The organism is Rhodococcus sp. 05-2255-3B1 (assembly GCF_002258545.1).
GTDB lineage: Bacteria > Actinomycetota > Actinomycetes > Mycobacteriales > Mycobacteriaceae > Rhodococcoides.
Genome location: NZ_NOZC01000022.1, coordinates 1 through 18,906 on the forward strand (window position 1 = coordinate 1; position 18,906 = coordinate 18,906).

Sequence of the window (18,906 nt, forward strand, 5' to 3'; positions counted from 1 at the left end):
GGCTGGGGCTGGGCGCTGCGCGCCCGCCGCTGCAGGCGAAACGGCAAGCCGTTCCGAAGAACTCGCGGACTCGGTCGAAGCGCTGCGCGCCTTCGCGGTTGCATCTGTTATTCGATCGCGCTCAATTTGCAATTTGCAATCGAGAATTTTTCGAGGGCGGTCGAACCGAAACCGGCTCGCCGATGCATGGTGTATTCAGCGAAACCGGTTTCGGATCAATCGCATTCAAGTCATTCGTTACGGGATCGCTCGGATTCTGCATCGAGCGCAGCGGGCCGAATCTGCTCCCACAGCGCCGGGTTGATTCCCGCGTTGTATGCGCGTTCGAGCAGCTGCCCCAAGGAATGATCGGGGGCGAGCCCACGGGCAACGTTCATTGCCTCCCGCGCCGGCACCGCCTCCCGTCCGATCCAGTAACTCAGCGAAGCGAGGACGAAGGCGGGGCCTGCCTCGCTGGCGGGCAACACCGCGCCAACCTGCCGCCACAGTTCGCCGAGGACTGCGGCGTTGGCTTCGGTGAAGTGAACGAACAGCACATCGCGCACGCGCACGTCAGAGGCGGCGGCTGCGAGCATCGCAGCGTGGTAATCCGATATCTCGATTCCGCGGTTGCCTGAATCGAGATACCCGGCGAGTACCTCGCGGTGGATGGTCTCTGCGGCCGAGATCGGCCCTACTGCCGGGAACGCCCCGCGTGCAGCCCGCATCATGTCCACCACACTCGCGGCGCGTTCGGCACCGAACTGTTCGGCAACGAAGCCCGCGCGGATTTGGGCGCGAGAGGCCAGACGTACCTGCCCCTCGAGCAACGCTCCGACCACGTAGGGGTGAGCCGTCAGGTCGACCGCCTCGCCGACCTCGTGCGGTCCCGCCAGTACCCCGTTCATCAAGTAGCGGCGCGCACGTCCCTCGTGGAACTGGAACACAGCAACGTCATCGCCCGAGAACTCGTGGAGAACGGCCATCGATGCCGCATCGGCGTGTGTGTCACTGCCGAACACGACCACCACGCGCGGTCCGGATAGATCACGCACGGGGTGACCGCTGGGCACCAGCAACGGGGCACCACCGATCGGCGCTTCCTCCCCCAGCGGGCAGGCCATGACGGCCCCGCCTGTCGAGTTTGGGGTGAACACCACCATTTCGTTCTCGGGAACGTAGCGGACCAGCATCACGGCCACGGCAACAGCATCAGCGGGTGAGGAGATACGAAAAACAGAGGACATCGGACAAACCCCTTTCAGGGCACAGGGGCAGATGGTCAGTCCGCCCGATCAACAGAACACCCACAATCTAGCCGAGACCACCGACAAGAACGGCTCACGCGCAACACATTTGGTCCCCGGCGCACTCGGTGCCGGGGACCGCACCGAGTGCGCCGGGGCTCGGTGGGGAAAGACAACAGGCCCGCCCATGTGTTTCGCTGGGCGAGCCTGTTGTCGAACGTCTAGGGAGAAGCGAAAGGATCAGAGCGACAAAGGCTCTCGCTCTAACTCCTCGGGAGCGGAGTCGGCTTCCGAGGCCCATCTAGGGCTCACGTCCATACCCGACCACACTTTCGGATCGGTGTCGAGCCGATCAGGAGACGTTCGGATCAGCACACACGCCAGCAGCCGACATTGCAAGACGCGCCACACCGTCGATGATCAACGTATGGCATCCGTTCGACGCTGCGGAGGTGACCGGCCCTGGTACCGCGTACACCGCCCGCCCGAGCCTGTGCACTTCCCTGGCCACAGACAGTGCACGTCCGCGTGACCCGGCCTCGGGCACCACTACCGCATCGGAGAGAGCCGCCAGCAGCGCGCCACTCCCGTTGAATCGTTCTCGTCGAGGCTCTGCACCGAACGAGTACTCGCTCACCACCACACCCTGTTCCGCGACGCGCTCGAGCAACCGAGCGTGACCGGACGGATACGCCCGATCCAAGCCGCACGGCATTACCGCTACCGGTCCTGCACCGACCCCCAACGCTGCCCGCAACACCGCTCCCTCGATCCCGAACCCGCTGCCCGACAGGACCGCCACCCCACGCATCGCCAGATCCCCGGCAAATTCCGACGCGACATGCTCGCCGTAAGCGGTCGCAGCCCGGGTGCCGGTGAGCGCCACCGCCGACACATCAGCACCGGGCAGCGCGCCCTGTCCACGAACCCACAGAGCGACCGGAGTCGATCCCTCCAGCCATCCGGCCATCCGCAGCCGCTGCGGCCACTCAGCGTCCGCAGGAGTGACCAATCGTGCTCCCAGCGTTGCCGCCGTCTCGAGGTCTGCCTCGGCACCTGAGTAGTCCCACGAGCGAGCCGTCGCACGCAACAAGTCCTCCGACACCTCCCGATGCCGCACAGCCTCGGCTGCAGCCTCCACGCCCGATAAGGACACCGCCAGATGCACCAACGAGCCCTGCCCCCGCGCCACGTGAGCGAGATACGCCCACGCAACACGCTCACGCCACACCATCTCGCTACCCGACACCGCGTTCTCGCTCGACACACCGCTCACGACGAAACCCTCCCAGGGCTAACACAAGGGCAGATGGTCAGTCCGCCCGATCAACAGAACAACTCGAACCTACCCCGACACACCGACAAAAACAGCACCTGACAAGCGAAAATGTCCCCGGCGCACCCGGTGCCGGGGACAGCGGGTGCGCCGGGCGGTAAGTTCACGAAGCGGCCAAAAGAGCAGACCGAAGTGTCCTGTTCGAGTGATACAAATACCGGAGCAGATCTCACGGGCCGCCGACGAAAAACGCACCAACCGCGACGTTCGAGAGGGAAGCTGCACACATGACCGAGCCCGAGCCATGGCGTCGAAGCAAGACGCCGGCCCCGCTCCCCTCGAATTCCGCCGACGCCCGAGCGATCAGCGAACTGACGGACCCGGAACTGGCTGCGATCATTCGTGACAACCTCCTGCCGCGCTCGAACACCGCCGGCGATACAGCCAATTGGCGTGCATTCTGGAACACCCTCACTTTCGATCCGCAGCTCAACGATCGCGCAAACGCGATCATCGATGTCTACGTCGAGCAAGCAGCAGCAGCGCTCGATACCGGCGAACTCGACGACGCCCAATACAAACGTGCCGGCAAGTTCCACGACCTGTGTATCCACGCCCTCGACAGGCTCGACAAGGTGGTCGACGACCCCCTGGCCTGGGCTGGTGCGCGAGCTGCCGGATTCAATCCACGCTCTCGTGAGGTCATCAACACCCTCGTGCAGGCCATCGCCGATCACCGAGACGACGGCGACGACGCCAAGCTCTGGGCGATTCTCGCCGAAGTTCGTTTGGATCCAGGCCATCGACGCCGGTAAGCGCTCCGCTCAACATGGCCGCCCGCGGAGCCTCTGACCGATGAGCTTCTGGGATTCACTTGCGGCCGGCCTCTCGGAGGAGCCGCCGCGACGGGTGATCGTGTCGACCAGAACGCTCAGGTCGGCGATCGAGGACACCTTGATCTATGGGTTCTCGCGAGCCGCCCTCGAAGTGGTCCTACCCGACGAACTCGACCTGACGTGGGCAGGTACAGGTACCCCGGTTGAGGCCGACACCAAGCGGTCGCTGATCGATGGTTACCTCGTAGGATTCGAGATCCCCCAGCTCGTCGCACTGGCGCGTCGCGTGCTTGCAGAATGCGACGTCGCGGACCACGGGCTCGCGGTGCTGATCGCAGAGTACGAAAAGGGCTCCAGCGGTGTCGATTCTCCCGCAAAGAACCTCATTTTCGCGGCCAATGGTCCCAAACCGGAGATGGTGCTCCGCGACGCGGTCAGCAACGACATCCTGATCACCAAGAATGCTGAGTTCTGCCTGGTCTACGACAGACCGATAACCGAGGCCGGCCTGTCCTTTCAGGAGCTGATTCAGTGGTGGCGTGAGCACCAAGCAATGGCAGACACGGACGATCGCGATGTCGGGCGGTCACTGTACAAACGGCTGCGAGAGAGCCTCGGTAAGAACGAACCCGAGCGGATGGTCTTGGACGTCTACTCACGTCGATACGGAGAGCACGGCTTCGGTATTCCCGCTCTGATCCCGCAGGTCTACCTCCACTACGACCCGTACACCAAGTATCAACGCAAGGGCAGCAGTCCCCTCGAACGCCAACGCATGGACTTCTTGCTGCTCTTCAGTGCAAGAAAACGCGTCGTCATCGAGGTCGACGGTCGTCAGCACTACGCCAACGAAGACGGCCGCGCCAGCACGCAGCTGTACGCCGAGATGGTCACCGAAGACCGACGTCTCCGGCTAGCGGGATACGAGGTCTATCGGTTCGGGGGCAAAGAGTTCGAGAGCCCCGACGCGCCGTCGATGCTCGCAGCATTCTTCGACGAACTGAGCTCGCGAATGAAGTAGACCGACGGGGAACTCATGCCGGGGCGAGGTATCGATCCTCCTCAGAGCCGATCTGGAGTTCGTCCTCGGCGGCTGCGATGACTGCGTCGACGACCTCAATGGGTAGCCCGGTCTTGGTGGCCACTGCAGCGTGCTCGTGGCCTTCGCTGGCCAGTTTCAGGACGTGGACACACAGAACGGCTGTTTCGGCCTCTGTGGAGCTGTTCGGGGCCGAGTGACGCTGGTCGGTGCTGTCGTCTACAGCTGATGCTTCGAGTCGGACCAGCTGGATCATCAGGTGCGTGGTGACCAGCAGCACCAGCGGCGGCGCAGCAGCGGCCAGCGCGGCCACGGTGAAGGTCGAGCTGTAGTCCACCATCGAGACGTGCACGATGTTGCCGGCCGTCGATGCGATCGACCCGAGAATCAGCAAGGCCCACGCGAACCAGCGGTGTGAGGCGTCGACGACGAGCATGAGTGTTGCGAGGATTACCATTCCGTCGAGCACCAGTGGCAGAACCCATCCCAGTGTTGCCGGGTATCCGCTGGCAGTAGCGAGCTGCCACAACGATATTCCGCTCTTTGTGAAGGCGCTGATACCGATCACCGCATTGCCGATCACCGCGCAACGTTTGATGGTTGTCAGATTCCTCATCAATGTCCTTCGCTGGTGGTGATCGAAAAGTGGCCGGCCGCTGCCGTCGGGCGTGCTAGATCGGCGTGCTTGAGGGTGGGTGTGTTCGACAGTCGGTAAATCGACCACAGGGCGGTGAATGCGATACACCCGCCGATCACTATCTGAGCCGCGGTGTAGTCACCATTGTTCGCAATGACGAATGCATTCCAAGCTGTATGGGCCAGAACGAGTCCCGTGAGACTGCGGAGTCGATAGTAGACGTAGACGGCCACAGCGCCCCATACGAACGCCGACAACGCTTGCCCTGTTCCCTGGTACAGATGGATGGAGGCTCGAAACAGAGCTGAGCTCGCGATGACGATGCCGAGCATCCACGGCTGGACGCGCCAGACCAGTCCGACGACCCCGAAGAGCAACAAGACCGGAAGCGCACTGAAGAACGGTTCCTCGGCCAAGCCGGCGACGAGAAGGTGCGCACTGTTCCACCATTGTGCCGGGTTGCCGTAGTCACTGGTGCGCGAAAGGTTTTCGGCATCCTCGGGGGACAGCAACGAGGCCATGCACAGGCCGATGGGGAACAATCCTGCACTCATCAGCGTCCGCGCTCGCCACGTCCCAGGGAAGCTGTTCGGTTCGGTCTCGTTCGGTTCGATGAACCGGCGCACCGCCGCGACGAGAGCGAGACCGGCAACTGCGGCGAAGAAGAGAATTAGGAAGCCAATTTGAGCGCCGGGCATCGTCGGCGGGGTCGACTCGGTGACTACCTCGGATCCGGTACCGAGATGCCTCTGAACCGAGACTAATGCCTCGAAAGGCCAACACACGACTAGGTAGGCGGCAGCAAGCCCGAGCGGAACAGCAGCGATATACAGGCTTGAGTTCCAGTTGTTGTTGCGATTCATCGCGATTCACTCTTTCTTTGACATTCTCTCGTCGCGGCGACACAGGACAGTCATGGGTGCGGATACGAGTACTGAGCGTGGGTACGGCGGTCGAGGCTGATCAGTTGTCGAGTAGGCCCGCACCGCGGGCAATAGCGGGTAGGTCGATCGGTGGTGCCCATGCGGCCCACACGCGGGTTCGGCCGAGCTCGACGACACGGTCGTCCGGATAGAGCCGCCATGGGCCGACGCGGTCGAGCAGTTCACCGACGAGGGCGTCGGCGTGGAAACGGGTGGGAACGGTGACGAAGTCATCGAGCGGGCCCCGCTTATGTAGTGCCGCGACGGGGCGTGGTGCGCCTCTGGCGATCGCTACCTGCCGCAGGTCCGGAGAGCCGTGGGGACGGAGGATCGCCACGACATGGGGGTCCAGCCATCGTCGCTCTCGCCATTCCTTGCGGACACCGCGGCCACGGGGAAGATCGAGCCCGGTCAAGACAGTTCGTGCATTGTCGAGGGTCTGCTGTTCGACACGTCGGATTTCAGGAAGGGGAAATTGAAGTTGCTGCAACCGGCGGACGGGAATGGCCGCTCGAGCGCGAGGTGAGCCCTGCAGCCAACGCTGAACGGTACGGCGAGTCACCCCGAATGCCGCTGCGACATAGTCGATATCGACACCACCGTTGACCAAGGGGCCGTAGCACGCGGTGAATGCGACCTCGAGCTGTCGTTTGGTCCACCGCGGCCGCTTCGGGTTCATGTCGCTCTAATGGAGTGGTCCGAGAAAGACGCCGTATCCCATTTTGGCCTGCACAGCCATGCTGACGAGGATCAGACCCGCCAACGCAGAAACGACGCGGGTCTTCCACTGCTGAGACTTGGTCTCGAACATGTCTTTCTGATCCCTCCTGCAGAGCGCTGCCGTGCGCGATTCCACCGATACCGTAGCGGTTGCACCGGACACTCCGAACACCTGAACTCGCAGACTCTTATGGTCAGACCGGGTCGATGGAGATGTTGTCGATGCTCTCGAAGGTCCATCCGTCGACGTACCGATCGCTGGCGTAGCCGCTGAGCCACTTCGAGAGCGCTTTGTCGCCGCCGCGTTCGTACGCCGACCACATCGACTCGACATCGGATGGCGACATACCACTCTGATCCGGGGGGATCTGGATGGAACGATTGCGAATGTAGAACCCTCCCCCACCGGCGACGCCTTGTCGGCCCTTGATCTGTACGCGCGCACCGTATTTGGCGATCGACTTGCCCTGTTTGCTCTCTCGGACAGCTTTGATGGCGGCGCGCCGGCCCTGTTGCGTCGTCGCTGCCTGCCGCGACTTGGTGGTGAGCTTGCTCAGAGTCTCGGCCTTCGGCTTCGAGATTCGCTGGCGTCCCTCGGCGGCAACCCAGCGTTCCACCGTACGACGTGAGACTCCGAGATCGCGCGCAGCTGCGGCAGTGTTCACCCCGCCCCGAGTGCCCGGGCCGTACGCGGCGAGGAGCATCCCACGCATGTCAGGGGTGGTGCCGGCCTTGCCGGAGACATCGGCACCACGCCTGCCCGTCAAGCCCTGGAACAGTGAGCTGCGTCGGCGTTCGTCTGCTTCCAGGTTCTCTTTGAAGCCAGCATGCTTGCGCCCGGCCATTGGCTATTCCCCCTTGCCTGTCGTGGCATCCCAGTTCATCGTCAGCGCTTCCTTGCCCTTGTAGCGGCCACCGACGAGGAACTCGAGATGATCGCCGAGTCGAGCGGAGCCCTCCCACTTGTATTGGCCGAACCCTCGACCGAGCTGCTTGTCCTCCCCAGGCCAGGACGCGATCGGATCCGGATCGTTGCTGGTGTAGAGAACCGTGTCGTTCGTGATGGCCACCGGCCACCGGTCGGAGACGGTGCCGATCTTGACGATGCGACGAGTGATGTTCGCCCGCGCTTTGGCGATGATGTGATGGCGTCGCTCAGGCGAGAAACCTGCTCGTCCGGTCATATGAACCGAGGACCCCATCTGGCCGATCGTGCGCGTGTAGACGCCCTTGAGCAGATCTCTGGCCAACTGAGCGTCGACGTCGTCGACGTCCAAAGCTGTTCGTGCGTCCCGGATTCGCTCGTACCACGGATCGAGTACTCGGCCATGTTCGTTCCACACGTAGGCCTCGACAGGTTCGAGCTCGTAGCCGAGTTCTCCGGCGACCTGCAGACTCGGTGTGGTCACCCACAGCAGGCCCGGCCGGCCGCCGAGAGGCATCAATGGATGTGGGATGCGCCAGTCCCCTGCCTCGGGAACCTCTACCCGCCAATAGCCCGGCAGCTTCTTGTCGAACGCTCGCCCGTCTGGATGATGAGTGGCCGATCCGATCGGCATCTCCAAACCGGCGATTCCCGCAGCATGCGAGCCTCCTCGGTCGTACGCGTGGACGTAGATCATCGATGTCTCGTCGCTGGTCGGTTTGCGGGACCATGCGTAATCGTCCTCGAGGGAGCTGATGGTGGCCGGGCCGACGGGAGTCTGTGCCCCGAACATCCGCTCGCGGTCCTTGAATCGAGTCGAGATCATCAGGTCGAAACCTGTGGACTGCGGGGTGATCACCCACGGCATCTTCAACGCGCTGGCGAACAGCGACAATCGACGCGCGAGTTTGCTCGGGGACGGTCGGTCTCCGAGAATAGGGATATCGCGTGGATCGGCGTTCATGCCGGCAGCCAGGACGACCCACACACCGCGGTGCTCGCCCTGGGTGCGCCACACACGGGTCCACGCACCGAGCCGGTCACCGGGCTTGCCCAGGGTCCAACCGTCGGCGATTGCATCTGTGACGAACGCTGTGCCGGCAGTGGCCTCGCCGACGTCTTTGCGTCGCTGCGACGGATCGTCGCTCAGCGTGCTCAGATCCACCCCGAACTTCTCGGTCATCGCCGCGGTCACCCAGATCTGTCCCGGTTCGCTCTGCCACGACGAAGTCTGAGTGCCCAGACGCAGCTCCTGCACCAGCGCGGCGACATGACCGACGTGAGAGATGTTCTGTGGCAAATTGATTCGACTTCCGTCGGGCATCCAAATGCCATCGACGTCCAGGACGGCGGCAGGGGCAGCGAACGGGTTGGCCGCGGTCTTCGCGGGAGCTGAACGCCGAGGCTGCGTGGTCTCGAGCGGCGCACTGGGTTGCGCAACCGTAGGAGCACTCGACTCGGCGGCCTCGGAAGCAGCTCGACGAGCAGGTTCGTTCGACGGCCGCGGGCCAGTGGAGGCGGGTGCAGGCGGCTTCGCTGCGGCTGCGGTATCGGCAACCAGTGCAGCGCGGGAGGCAGCTGTGCTTCCGAACCAGCACTGCGCGTGCAGAACGTGGCCATCGAAGCGAAGGCCCGAGCCCACTCCGCACTTCACGCACGGGACGCTCGGCGAAATATGTTCTGCCACAGCGATATGGCCCTCGGCATCGGGGTAGCTTCCCACTGGAATGTCCTCCTGTTCGGAGTTGTCAGACGTAGCTTCCGCGTCGTTGGCACGAGAGCTGCCCGTCGTCGATGAGGTGTCGCTGTTCGATACCGAGAACAACGTCGCGAGGTCGGCCACTGCGGAGGTCGAACCCGGAACGTCGCTCGGTGTCGTACCGTCCGGTGCATCGTCGGGTCCGCCATCAGCGTCGAAGATGCCGATCTGACCGTCGTCGGGGCCGTCGCCGAGGATCGCCCACAGACGGAGAGCGGTCATCCGCTGCCGCCGTTCCTCACAATGGATGGTGCGTTGGACGGTGTAACGGGGTGTCTTGCCTGCGCGTTCCTCGGCGATCAGAACTCCCTCGTCGTAGAGGGCCCGCAGCGCCGTGCCTCGATCGATCTGTGGAGCATCGGACATCGTCGATGCCGCGGCTTTCAGAACCTGTTCGAGGGCAGTCGATTCGATCAACAGCTGCGCTTCACCGTCGCGTGGTCCGGGGTCGGTGAGCACGTACCCCAACCGGATCCCGCGTGCGTCTTCGCGGTACTTCTTGACGTCCTGATAGTCCGAGACCAACGTCCGTCGCCACCCCAACCGGCCGGCGAGCGGGCGGTCGGGTGCTTCACCGGTACGAACGTCGTCGACGTAGGCCAACCCGGTACGCAGTGCGTGCGCAAGGAGCTCGCGCACCCGCGCCCCGGTACGTGAAGGCAGATCGGGATCGGCCGCAGCGACGACCGCGTCGTGCAATCCGCCGTCGACGACGTCGAGAACTTGCTCGACCTCATCGGCATCGAGCGCGCCGACATCGAGCAGAAAAGCGGTGAACGCCTGCCACCCTGCCCACACTGCACCGACCGCTTCGGCCTGGCGCACGGTCTCACCCTGCTCACGTAAGCCCTCGGCGTAGTGCGCGCCCTCGTTGAAGACCTTTTCCCGCAGTTCCTCGAGGCGGGGGCACAACCACTGCAGGAACGAGGCCATCAGCAGGGCGCGTCCATGTCGAGACTGCTCACTGTCGAGTCGAATCAGCTCGTCGAGTTCGATCTCGTCGGACTGCAACGGCACCACCAACATGCGCTGAGCGCCGGACCCTGGTCGAGGCATGACCTCGGAGGTCACCATCGCGGACGATCGGGGGGCGGTGCCGTCGAGGATGCTCAACCCGTCGCGACTGGAACGGCTCCGTTGTTCGCCGTTGTGGACCATGCGCGCGAACTCTTCGAGCGCTTTCTGTGCAGCCCCCCAGTCTCGTGTGGGAGCGACATCATCGGCCCAGTACAGCGCATCTTTCGACGAATTCAGTTTGATGCGAAGCGCATTGAGAGTGTCACCGTTACCTGACATCGACGATGCCGGCCGCCGACGATCCCACAGCTCACCGAAGTGATGCATCGCGATCGACGCGATCGAGGTCTTGTACGAACCGGGCGAACCAATGAGCGAAAGAACCCAGGGGTTGGGTCCCAAGGCCGCGCGAAAGACGTGCCCGAGCAACGGAGCAGCGATTCGCACCGGCAGACGCGTCAGCATCGATCCCGAATCGACCATGAAGGCATCACGCAATCGAGGTGCATCGGCGATCGGGCACGGCAGGTCGTAACGCGAGAGCGGTCCACTGAGCAGAACCGGCGCAACACGGGCACCGGCAGCACTGATAGCGCCACCCGCGTGCACGTAGAACCACTCGTCGTTTCGGTCCTTACGCCAACCGGTGGAACGGAATCGAACCGTCCGGGCAATCGTCACTCCACCCGCCACTTTCAGGGCGTCGCGAAGTTTGGCGATTCCAGAGGGTTTGGAGTCGTACGTCGGCGGCCCGGGAAGAGAATCCGCCCAGGTGCAGTCCCGATAGTCCTGTGCGTCCACCCGCATACGCATGAACTCGCCCGTATCGGGATGGGTGTACCCGATGACGACAGCGGAAAGCTGTTCGGGCGACGGCGGATTGGCTTCCCGCTGCCCGACGATATCTTCGCGTCCGAGCAGGGTCGGTGCGTCGACGTCGAGGCCGTCGTCCTGCGATTCGAGGTATTCCATCTCCACGATCCGAGCATCGATGCTGAGCACCATTTTGGCGGTCTGCTCGCCATCTCGGTTGGTGACGATTTCGACGAGGCTTCCCTCTACGACCCGATACGTCGGTGCAGATATCTGAGCGCCGCGGGTGGCCGCCCCGACCAGGTGCAGTCGGGGTCCGTCAGGGAGCGGATGTGTCGATTCACCGGCGTCGATGTGGCTGGATCCGGTCGCCGGCGGCACCGCGTCGTGCTCGTCCTCGTCGTGCAGCAGCGGTGGAATCGGAGTGCGCGAAATATCGTGTGCGGCACGGGCAGCCGTGCGGGCAGTACGCCACACAGCGGTAGCGGCATCGACCGCTTCTTGCGACCACTTCGTGCCCTCAGCGGCAGCGAAACTACGCACCGCATCGACGGCTTCGCTCAACGGCTCGAACAGGCGCTCCGCCTCGACGGCCCAGCGCCCAGCGAGGCGGATCTCGTCTGCGCACTCATCCTGGTGACCTGATACTCGCCCGCGCTCGGCACGCGCAGCCGCTTCCTGAGCCGCCTTTTCGACCTCGGCGGCCTTGCCGCGCAGCTTGGCCAGCGCAGCATGTGCCGCAACCTCACCGACATGGACGGGAATCAACCCGTTCCACATATCGTCCGGATCCCACAGCTGGGCCTCGACGTGATCTGTGAAGTCTGATTTGTCATCTGTTGTGCCGGGTAGCAGCAGTTGTACCTCGGCATCAACTGCGCCGAGCAGCGACGCCAGTTCGATGCCGCGCTCGTATCCTGCGGCGTCACGATCGAGCACAACGCGCACTGCGGCACCGGCGAACACCTCGGCGAGCTGTGGCGGAAAGTTCAGGCCACCCTGGGCATTCGTGGTCGCGCACAGACCGAGACGCATCGCGGTCTCGACATCCTTTTCGCCCTCGAGCAGCCACACCGGCTGGCCGGCCGACAGCGCCGCTTGCAGCTGCGGCATCGCGAACAGGACCGGAGTGAACACCGCAGGCTTACGTTTGACGTACGTGCGATTCGGACCGACGAACAACTGCCGGAATCGTTTGTGTTTGACGCCGCACGAGGTGCACTCCTCGCGGATGACCTCCTGCACCAATACGCTGTCGGCATCGGTGTAGGGATAGCGCGCAACTTCCGACCAAGAGTGCTCGACCTCGGGCTCCGGCATCGGACCGGCAATCCGAGCAGGCAGACGCCCCAGACGCCCACGTCGTTTGCCCGCTGCCCGTTGCTGCGGGGATCTACCGACACGCGGTGCGCTCGGATCCCGACTCGGCAAGGGTTCGTCGAACAGATCGGACACACCGATATCGAGACGCTCGGCGATTTCTGCGGCCGTCGCTGAGCAGCCATGGCACCGCAGCAGCACCATTCCAGAACCGTGGTGGCCCGGAGTCCAGGTGACAGACAGCGAAGCGTGACGGTCGTCGTGAACGGGGCATCTCGCCTGAAACTGGGTACTCGATGTGGCTTTGAAGCCGCCGAGCTGCTCGAGGCGTGGACGGATGTTGTCCATCGACCACATGTGGCCGCGGTTGGGAGTCGGTGACGTCACGACTCACCGCCGACACGTAGATGTACGACGCGCGCTGGGTTCGGAGCGCAAATCACGGCGAGGCAGGGGTACTGAGCTATGATGTCAATACACCTCCTGTCGTGTTCGTGGTTGTTCCCGGTGGGTGGTTGGAGCGGAGCGATTCGCTCACTTGTGAATCCGGAAGACCCCCCTTCTCGCCGCCAAGCACGAGGGGGGTTTTTCACTGTCTAGGGGTAGGTCATCACGCGCCCAGCTTGTACTGTGCGGGATCGATTCGATCTTGGATGTAATGCGGCATGGGTAGATCATGGTGCAGCGCCATGACATAGACGTAGTAGTCGCTGAGGTCGAGGCCAAGGGCGTCGGCCTCGTTTTTGTAATGCGCATACTGCGTGTCGGGCGTGCGCACCATTGCGGGTATGCGAGGGCCCTTCGACTCTCTCCCAGGTTTGCTTCCAGCCATGCGATCACATTAAACGGATTCGGTAACAGAAACAGGGAGGCCGCGACATCCGGTGTGTCGCCTGCCTGTCGTGCCACGTTCACATGTTCCTCCGCACCTCGTCCGTACCCGCCCTCGCACCACACATGACAGGTAGATCCGTCTCGATCTACCTCTGTGACAGAAGTGGCGAAATCTCTCGACATTGTCTCTGCGGCACCGGACACGACGAACACCCCAGCTCGTCGAACCGACCCGCTGCGCAAGCCCCTTCATCGATATACGCGTGACCTTGGCTCTTTTATGTGGGGAGCATGGGGAGCATGGAGATAAGGGCAGCTCAAAGGCAAAAAAACGCTCCCCACCGGAGTGGGGAGCATGGTGGGGAGCACGGTGGGGAGCCAGGAGCAAGACGCTCTGGCCCGGCGGATCAAGAGATCAGATAGTCCTCAACGACCGCAGCAATCAGCGCGCTTCGTGAGGGGATGAGCGGACTTGCTTCTACCTGCTCGTCTATCCATCGGGTCTGGGCTACCCACAGATGTGGACGCACCTCCACTCCCCCGCTCGCGACCTTCGGGCGGGCCAGACGCGGCATGCCACCGCGTGGCGATTCGACGGCGCGAGGGGCGAAGAGGCGAACCAAGGTTTCCGGGGTGTGCGCGGCGAAGGCATCCTCGACGATCTCGCCGTAGGACTTCTTCTCCCGCTGAGATCGCGTCTTCCAGGCCTCTTTGACCGTCGCGGGAACGTAGACCGCGATCGGGCGCACATCTTCATCACCGACAATCGCAGCCAACGGCTCCGCTGTAGCGGTGTCGGCCCCGGTTTCGGGTGTGGTGGCTACGTCCTCGGTTGCGGCAGTGCTGCCCCCGGAGGGCGAGGCAGATGTAGCAACCTCGGTCGGAGGCTCTGGTGCAGGTGCTACAGGAGCATCCGGTGCAGATGTCACGTCCGGAGCCTGTACGTGCGGCTCGTCGACGGCTCTTTCGGCAGCCACGTCGGTCGAGCGTGGTTCCACTGCGGCAGGCCTGGCGAGGGAACCCGTTCCATTGCGAGGGAAAATGTTGGCGAGGCCAGATCCACGGGGAGCGGGCTTGTCGAATTGGTCCGCCAGGCTGGGTCGCTTCTTGCGATCAGTGGTGCTCATGCGGGTGCTACCTCTTCTGCGTGATCGGCTTCGGCAGCAAGCTCGGCCAAGCGTTGCAAGACCTCAGCTGCTAGGGCCTCGTAGTCATCCGCCAACCCGGTTGCATCCCGAGAGAGCAGAAGGCTGGGTGGTTTCACCTTGTCCCTCAGCGCTTTCAACCGAGCCTTCTTTGCGCTAGCAGTAGCGCCTTCGAGTTCGTGAGCTAGGAGCCCATGCCGCCGCGCGTCGGCAGCGGCGCTCTCCATGTAGCGGATTGTCGTGCCGAAGATGGGGGCAATGGTGTCAGGAATGGCTTGCGTAATACTTTCCCTCACCTGGTCCTGGAGCCGTTGTGACCTACTGCCGACCGCAAACAGAAGCATGCCAGCCAATCTCAGTTGCGGATTGTGCTCCCGGGCACGCGCGAAGCGCTCGGCGACGCGGTCGAGGCCGTCGAGGCTGCCATCGTCGGCGCGAGTAGGGATGAGAACGGACGACGTGCAGTACAGCACCGCATCACCGATGATCACGTCGCCTGGCGGGGTATCGAAGAGAACAATGTCGTAGTCGGGAACGATCGGGGCAAGGACTTTGTGGAGGATCTGCCCCAGCGATTCGCCCCCGCGGCTGAGCCTGGAGAGCATCATGCCAGCAACGTCGACGAGCGCAGGACCAGCGGGAATGACGTCTAGACCGGGTCGGACGTCTTTGATGATCGGGGGTTGTCCGCCTGACATCAACGACATCAGAAGTTCTTCACCGGACTGCTTTTCGTAACCGAAATCGCGGGCCAGGTTGCCCTGAGGGTCGAACTCCCCGACGAGAACACGGTAGCCGGCAGCGGCGAACAGGCCTGCGAGGTTGGCAACAACCGTCGTCTTGCCCACTCCCCCTTTACCTTGGGTGACTGCGAGGGAATTTGATATTGCCATCGATAGAACCTTCCTTCCAGAGTCCTGGATCCGCGTGCATCTATTCGAGCGCTGCCGTGGAGAAGCGTGACCGGGAGGCGTTCACGGTGCCGAATCGGTACGTGCGAGCGGCTCGACTTGTCCCGCACGCTCTTGTGCGGGCGGATGCGCAGGTTGTCGTGCGTGGTTGTGTGCGCGAGAGTACGCCCAGTCACGCACGTCAGTCAACACGGTCTAAGTCGCGTAACACCATGCGTATCAATGCTCGCACTCTTACGCGGCAAAACACGCGCAATAAAACATGTAGTGCTGCGCCCTAGTAACAGCGTACCAATACGCACGTTAAGTCGCATATCAACACCCTTGTTAACACGTGAAGAAACACGGGCATTGATGTGCTGACCAAAACGGTAATTAACCCGCGTGTTGACGTGCGGAGTTATACCCGGTATTGCATGCGTAGTATTACGCGTATTAACCAACGGTGTAACAAGCGTATTTGTACGCCCTCAAACACGCGGTTTAGTACGCGATGAAACCAACGCTTTACTGTGCGAGGAGTACTACGAAGTGCTACGCCCATTGTGTTGGGATGATTGCCCGGTAGACGGTAACGGAGGTAGGGGAGCAGAGCACTGGGATGATGAACGGGATCGAGAGTGGGTAGTTATGTCGGATCAACAAAGCGTCGATATGTGCGAATCAGCGTGCGATTCGAGCTGCGATCATGGCCGCGACTCCCAATCCGCAGGCTCTGCTGGCTTCGCGAAGGCTCAAGCGAAGTGTTGAGGGGAGAGGTATCGGTAGGGGAGTGCGAGGATTGCTACGTAGTTCGACGCGAGCCTGGCACGAATTTCACATAAGACGCCAGGTCAACGGGGGACTGTTCGCGTTCCAATCAGCGTAGATCCGAATAGCTCTGACGCAGTCGGCGGCGGGGATCGCCAGGCTCTCCGCGGGTCGTTCGCTGTTCGGCTATCCGTTGTTCCAGACCGATCTTCGACGCCATTTGGGTGGCCCACAGCAGGGTGGCGTCAGGGACTGATTCTGAGAGTTCAACGGTGAGATCTACAAGGGTGTCTTCGAGCAGTGTCTCGGCGGCTCGGTAGAGGCTCCACAGGTGGCTCAATTCCCAACTAAGAATGAGGGGATTTCCGAACATCATGCGCTCACAGGAACGTTGAATGCGCCGGACTTGAGGGTTGCTCAGAGCTGTCGGATCGTGCGGGTCGGCCCAGGTCGCAAGGTAGCTGCTCTGCTCGCATGTCCACGGCAACAGCAGGAGCGCATCAGTCGCGAAAGTCCAGCTCTGCGTGTCGAGAACGTGTTGTGACTGTTTGAGGGCGCGGCCCAGGGCTCGCTGGCAGGTCGTGGTGTAGTCGGCGAGCGCTAGCCGACATCGCTCCAGTTGTGCCAGGTCGTGCACTGTGTGGAACTGGTCCTGTCCACGAGTGAATTCGGTGGCAACGAGCGCGGCCTCGGTGTCCCACCAGCGAAACTGGGACTGACGATGGAACTCGCGGTGCCATCGTAGGTCGTCGAGCGTTCGGGCTGCGACGCCGCTGCCTGGCGCGGTGGCGGTGTCGGAGAAGCTCATCGTTCAATGGTTGCAGGTAAATGGTGGTGTGTCACCACCCCTCTGGCATCAGTTCTATGACTGTGCCCACGGCCGAAGAGGTAGATGTGGTGGTTTTCCTGGTGAGCTCTGCATGGCGATCGGTTCAAGATCGTCGGTGAACGACGCTGCGTTGAAGAAACATTGGCGGCAGATTGTGGACACACATGAAAGCCATCAAATCAAATAGCACTGAGTCACGAGAACCACATCAGTCCGACATGAGTGTCAAACGATAACAAAATCGTGTTGTGATCACGTGGCAGTGATCATAATCCAACTTGTCTTGGAGTCAAGAGGCAGCGCCGAGTGCAGTTCGGTTGAGAGTCAGTCAACGGCCCGTAGAAGTTGCAGAGGACATTGCTTGCGGCACGGACCGTCAGGGGTCGGTGCCGCGCCGCGTTTGCTTCGGAACTGAACGAGTGCGCGATCGACTACCTTGTTACTGAAATGTTATGTACCGCGTGTTGATCACCACTGTTGTTGAGGTGGAGATAGCCTTTGTCCTGGTGGGGAGGGGATGGGGTCCTCTTGCGGGACGAACACGGGGTTCGTTTTGCAGGGTTCGGTTCGGATCGACGCTGTTCGCGGTGTCCGGGAGACCCGGTATATCTCGTACGTCGCACTCAAGCCTGCGACTCAGGTACACGGGGACATCGGAAGGATCGTGAGTGAGGACCGACAGCGCTGAGAGTGCGAACGTGCCGACATCTCCGCCTGCGCGACAGTCGCTCGGGGCAGCCTTCATGCCACCGCCGCCGGCCGGATCGATAAGTGCTATGTCAGCGGAGGTGGTGCAGTTGAGTTCAAACGAGGAGGAGACATCCTCTGGTGCAGCTGAATTGGGGCACGACGACACGATTGTGCCGTCGACGGTTCATCTTGCTGTCGGGGTTGCACACGGTCTGGCGAAGGAGAGCAAACGGACAGGGAGAACCCACGGCGAGGTGGTCATCACTGCTATCGAGGATGTCCACAGCGATCTCGAAAGCCTTCTGTTTCCGGGAGGCAAGGTCGGCGGAGGTCTGTTCCGCGCCAGGGGAGTAGGTGGGAAGCCGTCTGAGGGTAAGGCGGAGAAGAAGGGAGTCACGGTCGGGTTGTACGCCGATGACTGGGTGATCATCGATCAACTGAAAGACCAGTTCAAGGCCCGTTCCCGCAGCCACCTCATCGGAACTGCCCTCAAAGCACATCTCGGCCTCGACGCCACGACACAAACGGAAAGTGACTGAGCTATGCCCATGTTCGGCAATCTCAAAGAAAAGACATCGACCGCCACAGTGGGGGAGCCGCGCAGCGCAAGAGAGGCATCTCCTAAGCCGGGCCATGACTTCACCGAAGTCGTATCCACCACCAAAGTGCGCCGTCGACGGTCGTACTGGATCGCGGGAGTCGCCTTGATGACCGTCGCAATCGTAGGAGCGGTCTTTTTGGTGAACGCCATGCGCGCCACCACGACAATTCTGGTGCTCGCCCGCGACGTGCCACAGGGGGAGACGATCACCACCGACGACCTCAAAACCGCAGAGGTCAACAGCGATGCGACCATCGCGACCGTTCCTGCCACAGACAAAGCATCGGTCGTGGGCCAGAGCGCAGCAGTTCCGCTCCTGAGCGGATCGGCACTGAACCCATCGTCGTTCACCAACGCCGTAATCCCCAGCGGGGACAACACTTTGGTCGGCATCACCGTCGCAATCGGCAAACTTCCCGCAGAGCCACTGCTCGCAGGCGACAACGTCCGGATCGTCGACACTCCCCGAGATCAAGACGATTCCCCGGTGCAGGGTCCGGTCACCGCGAACGCACAGGTCGTTGCCGTGAAGGACATCCCCGAGACCGGACAGACGACAGTGGACGTTCTGGTCAAGAAAGACGAGGCCAGCTGGATCGCCGCCCGAGCCGCCACCAACCGCGTCGCCATCGTCCTCGACTCCCGGGAGCGCTGA

At 62.4% G+C, this 18,906-nt stretch carries 16 protein-coding genes; 4 read left to right on the forward strand and 12 right to left on the reverse strand.

Annotated features, from left to right (window positions below):
* Positions 1 to 230 precede the first annotated feature (230 nt).
* Together CH249_RS13485 and CH249_RS13490 are read right to left on the reverse strand one after the other, a co-directional pair.
* Positions 231 to 1,226, reverse strand: coding sequence for a DUF4192 family protein (locus CH249_RS13485; RefSeq protein ID WP_015586055.1), 996 nt, complete (start codon positions 1,224 to 1,226; stop codon positions 231 to 233).
* 352 nt (positions 1,227 to 1,578) lie between these two features.
* A complete protein-coding gene (locus CH249_RS13490; protein ID WP_052047799.1) occupies positions 1,579 to 2,502 on the reverse strand; it encodes a DNA processing protein DprA in 924 nt (307 codons plus the stop codon).
* Between the two features lie 287 nt (positions 2,503 to 2,789).
* Here CH249_RS13490 and CH249_RS13495 point away from each other — a divergent pair, with 287 nt between their 5' ends.
* Positions 2,790 to 3,317: a hypothetical protein gene (locus tag CH249_RS13495; RefSeq protein ID WP_015586057.1), complete on the forward strand. Its 528-nt coding sequence runs from the start codon at positions 2,790 to 2,792 to the stop codon at positions 3,315 to 3,317.
* A 40-nt stretch (positions 3,318 to 3,357) separates the two neighbouring features.
* Entirely contained in the window at positions 3,358 to 4,359 is a 1,002-nt protein-coding gene (locus CH249_RS13500) for a hypothetical protein (RefSeq protein ID WP_072692241.1), read from the forward strand.
* A gap of 13 nt (positions 4,360 to 4,372) precedes the next feature.
* On the opposite strand, the gene CH249_RS13505 is transcribed toward CH249_RS13500, so the two are convergent.
* The 10 genes from CH249_RS13505 to CH249_RS13545 all read right to left on the reverse strand — a co-directional run bounded on the left by CH249_RS13505 (position 4,373) and on the right by CH249_RS13545 (position 16,939).
* Positions 4,373 to 4,993: a DUF2637 domain-containing protein gene (locus tag CH249_RS13505; protein WP_015586059.1), complete on the reverse strand. Its 621-nt coding sequence runs from the start codon at positions 4,991 to 4,993 to the stop codon at positions 4,373 to 4,375.
* The gene (locus CH249_RS13510; protein ID WP_015586060.1) at positions 4,993 to 5,877 is read right to left on the reverse strand and encodes a CPBP family intramembrane glutamic endopeptidase; all 885 of its coding nucleotides are present in this window, start codon (positions 5,875 to 5,877) and stop codon (positions 4,993 to 4,995) included. Before CH249_RS13510 ends, CH249_RS13505 begins: the two co-directional genes overlap by 1 nt.
* 100 nt (positions 5,878 to 5,977) lie before the next feature.
* Positions 5,978 to 6,616, reverse strand: a complete 639-nt coding sequence (locus tag CH249_RS13515) for a hypothetical protein (protein ID WP_015586061.1) — start codon at positions 6,614 to 6,616, stop codon at positions 5,978 to 5,980.
* Between the two features lie 6 nt (positions 6,617 to 6,622).
* A complete protein-coding gene (locus CH249_RS28400; protein WP_254924250.1) occupies positions 6,623 to 6,748 on the reverse strand; it encodes a hypothetical protein in 126 nt (41 codons plus the stop codon).
* 103 nt (positions 6,749 to 6,851) lie between these two features.
* Complete coding sequence (locus CH249_RS13525; RefSeq protein ID WP_015586063.1) at positions 6,852 to 7,502, reverse strand: helix-turn-helix domain-containing protein; 651 nt, start codon at positions 7,500 to 7,502, stop codon at positions 6,852 to 6,854.
* A gap of 3 nt (positions 7,503 to 7,505) precedes the next feature.
* On the reverse strand, positions 7,506 to 12,878 hold the full coding sequence (locus CH249_RS13530) for a telomere-binding protein (protein WP_032364989.1): 5,373 nt from the start codon (positions 12,876 to 12,878) through the stop codon (positions 7,506 to 7,508).
* A 223-nt stretch (positions 12,879 to 13,101) separates the two neighbouring features.
* Complete coding sequence (locus CH249_RS27885) at positions 13,102 to 13,272, reverse strand: hypothetical protein (protein ID WP_015586065.1); 171 nt, start codon at positions 13,270 to 13,272, stop codon at positions 13,102 to 13,104.
* Between the two features lie 460 nt (positions 13,273 to 13,732).
* A complete protein-coding gene (locus tag CH249_RS13535) occupies positions 13,733 to 14,452 on the reverse strand; it encodes a hypothetical protein (RefSeq protein ID WP_032364990.1) in 720 nt (239 codons plus the stop codon).
* Positions 14,449 to 15,363 (reverse strand): ParA family protein, encoded by a 915-nt coding sequence (locus tag CH249_RS13540; protein WP_015586067.1) that lies wholly within the window; start codon positions 15,361 to 15,363, stop codon positions 14,449 to 14,451. The genes CH249_RS13535 and CH249_RS13540 overlap by 4 nt, the downstream gene beginning before the upstream one ends.
* A gap of 877 nt (positions 15,364 to 16,240) precedes the next feature.
* Complete coding sequence (locus tag CH249_RS13545) at positions 16,241 to 16,939, reverse strand: hypothetical protein (RefSeq protein ID WP_015586069.1); 699 nt, start codon at positions 16,937 to 16,939, stop codon at positions 16,241 to 16,243.
* A gap of 689 nt (positions 16,940 to 17,628) precedes the next feature.
* On the opposite strand from CH249_RS13545, the gene CH249_RS13550 reads away from it, so the two are divergent.
* Positions 17,629 to 18,189, forward strand: coding sequence for a hypothetical protein (locus CH249_RS13550; RefSeq protein ID WP_139278540.1), 561 nt, complete (start codon positions 17,629 to 17,631; stop codon positions 18,187 to 18,189).
* Between the two features lie 168 nt (positions 18,190 to 18,357).
* Positions 18,358 to 18,906, forward strand: coding sequence for an SAF domain-containing protein (locus CH249_RS13555; protein WP_230591630.1), 549 nt, complete (start codon positions 18,358 to 18,360; stop codon positions 18,904 to 18,906).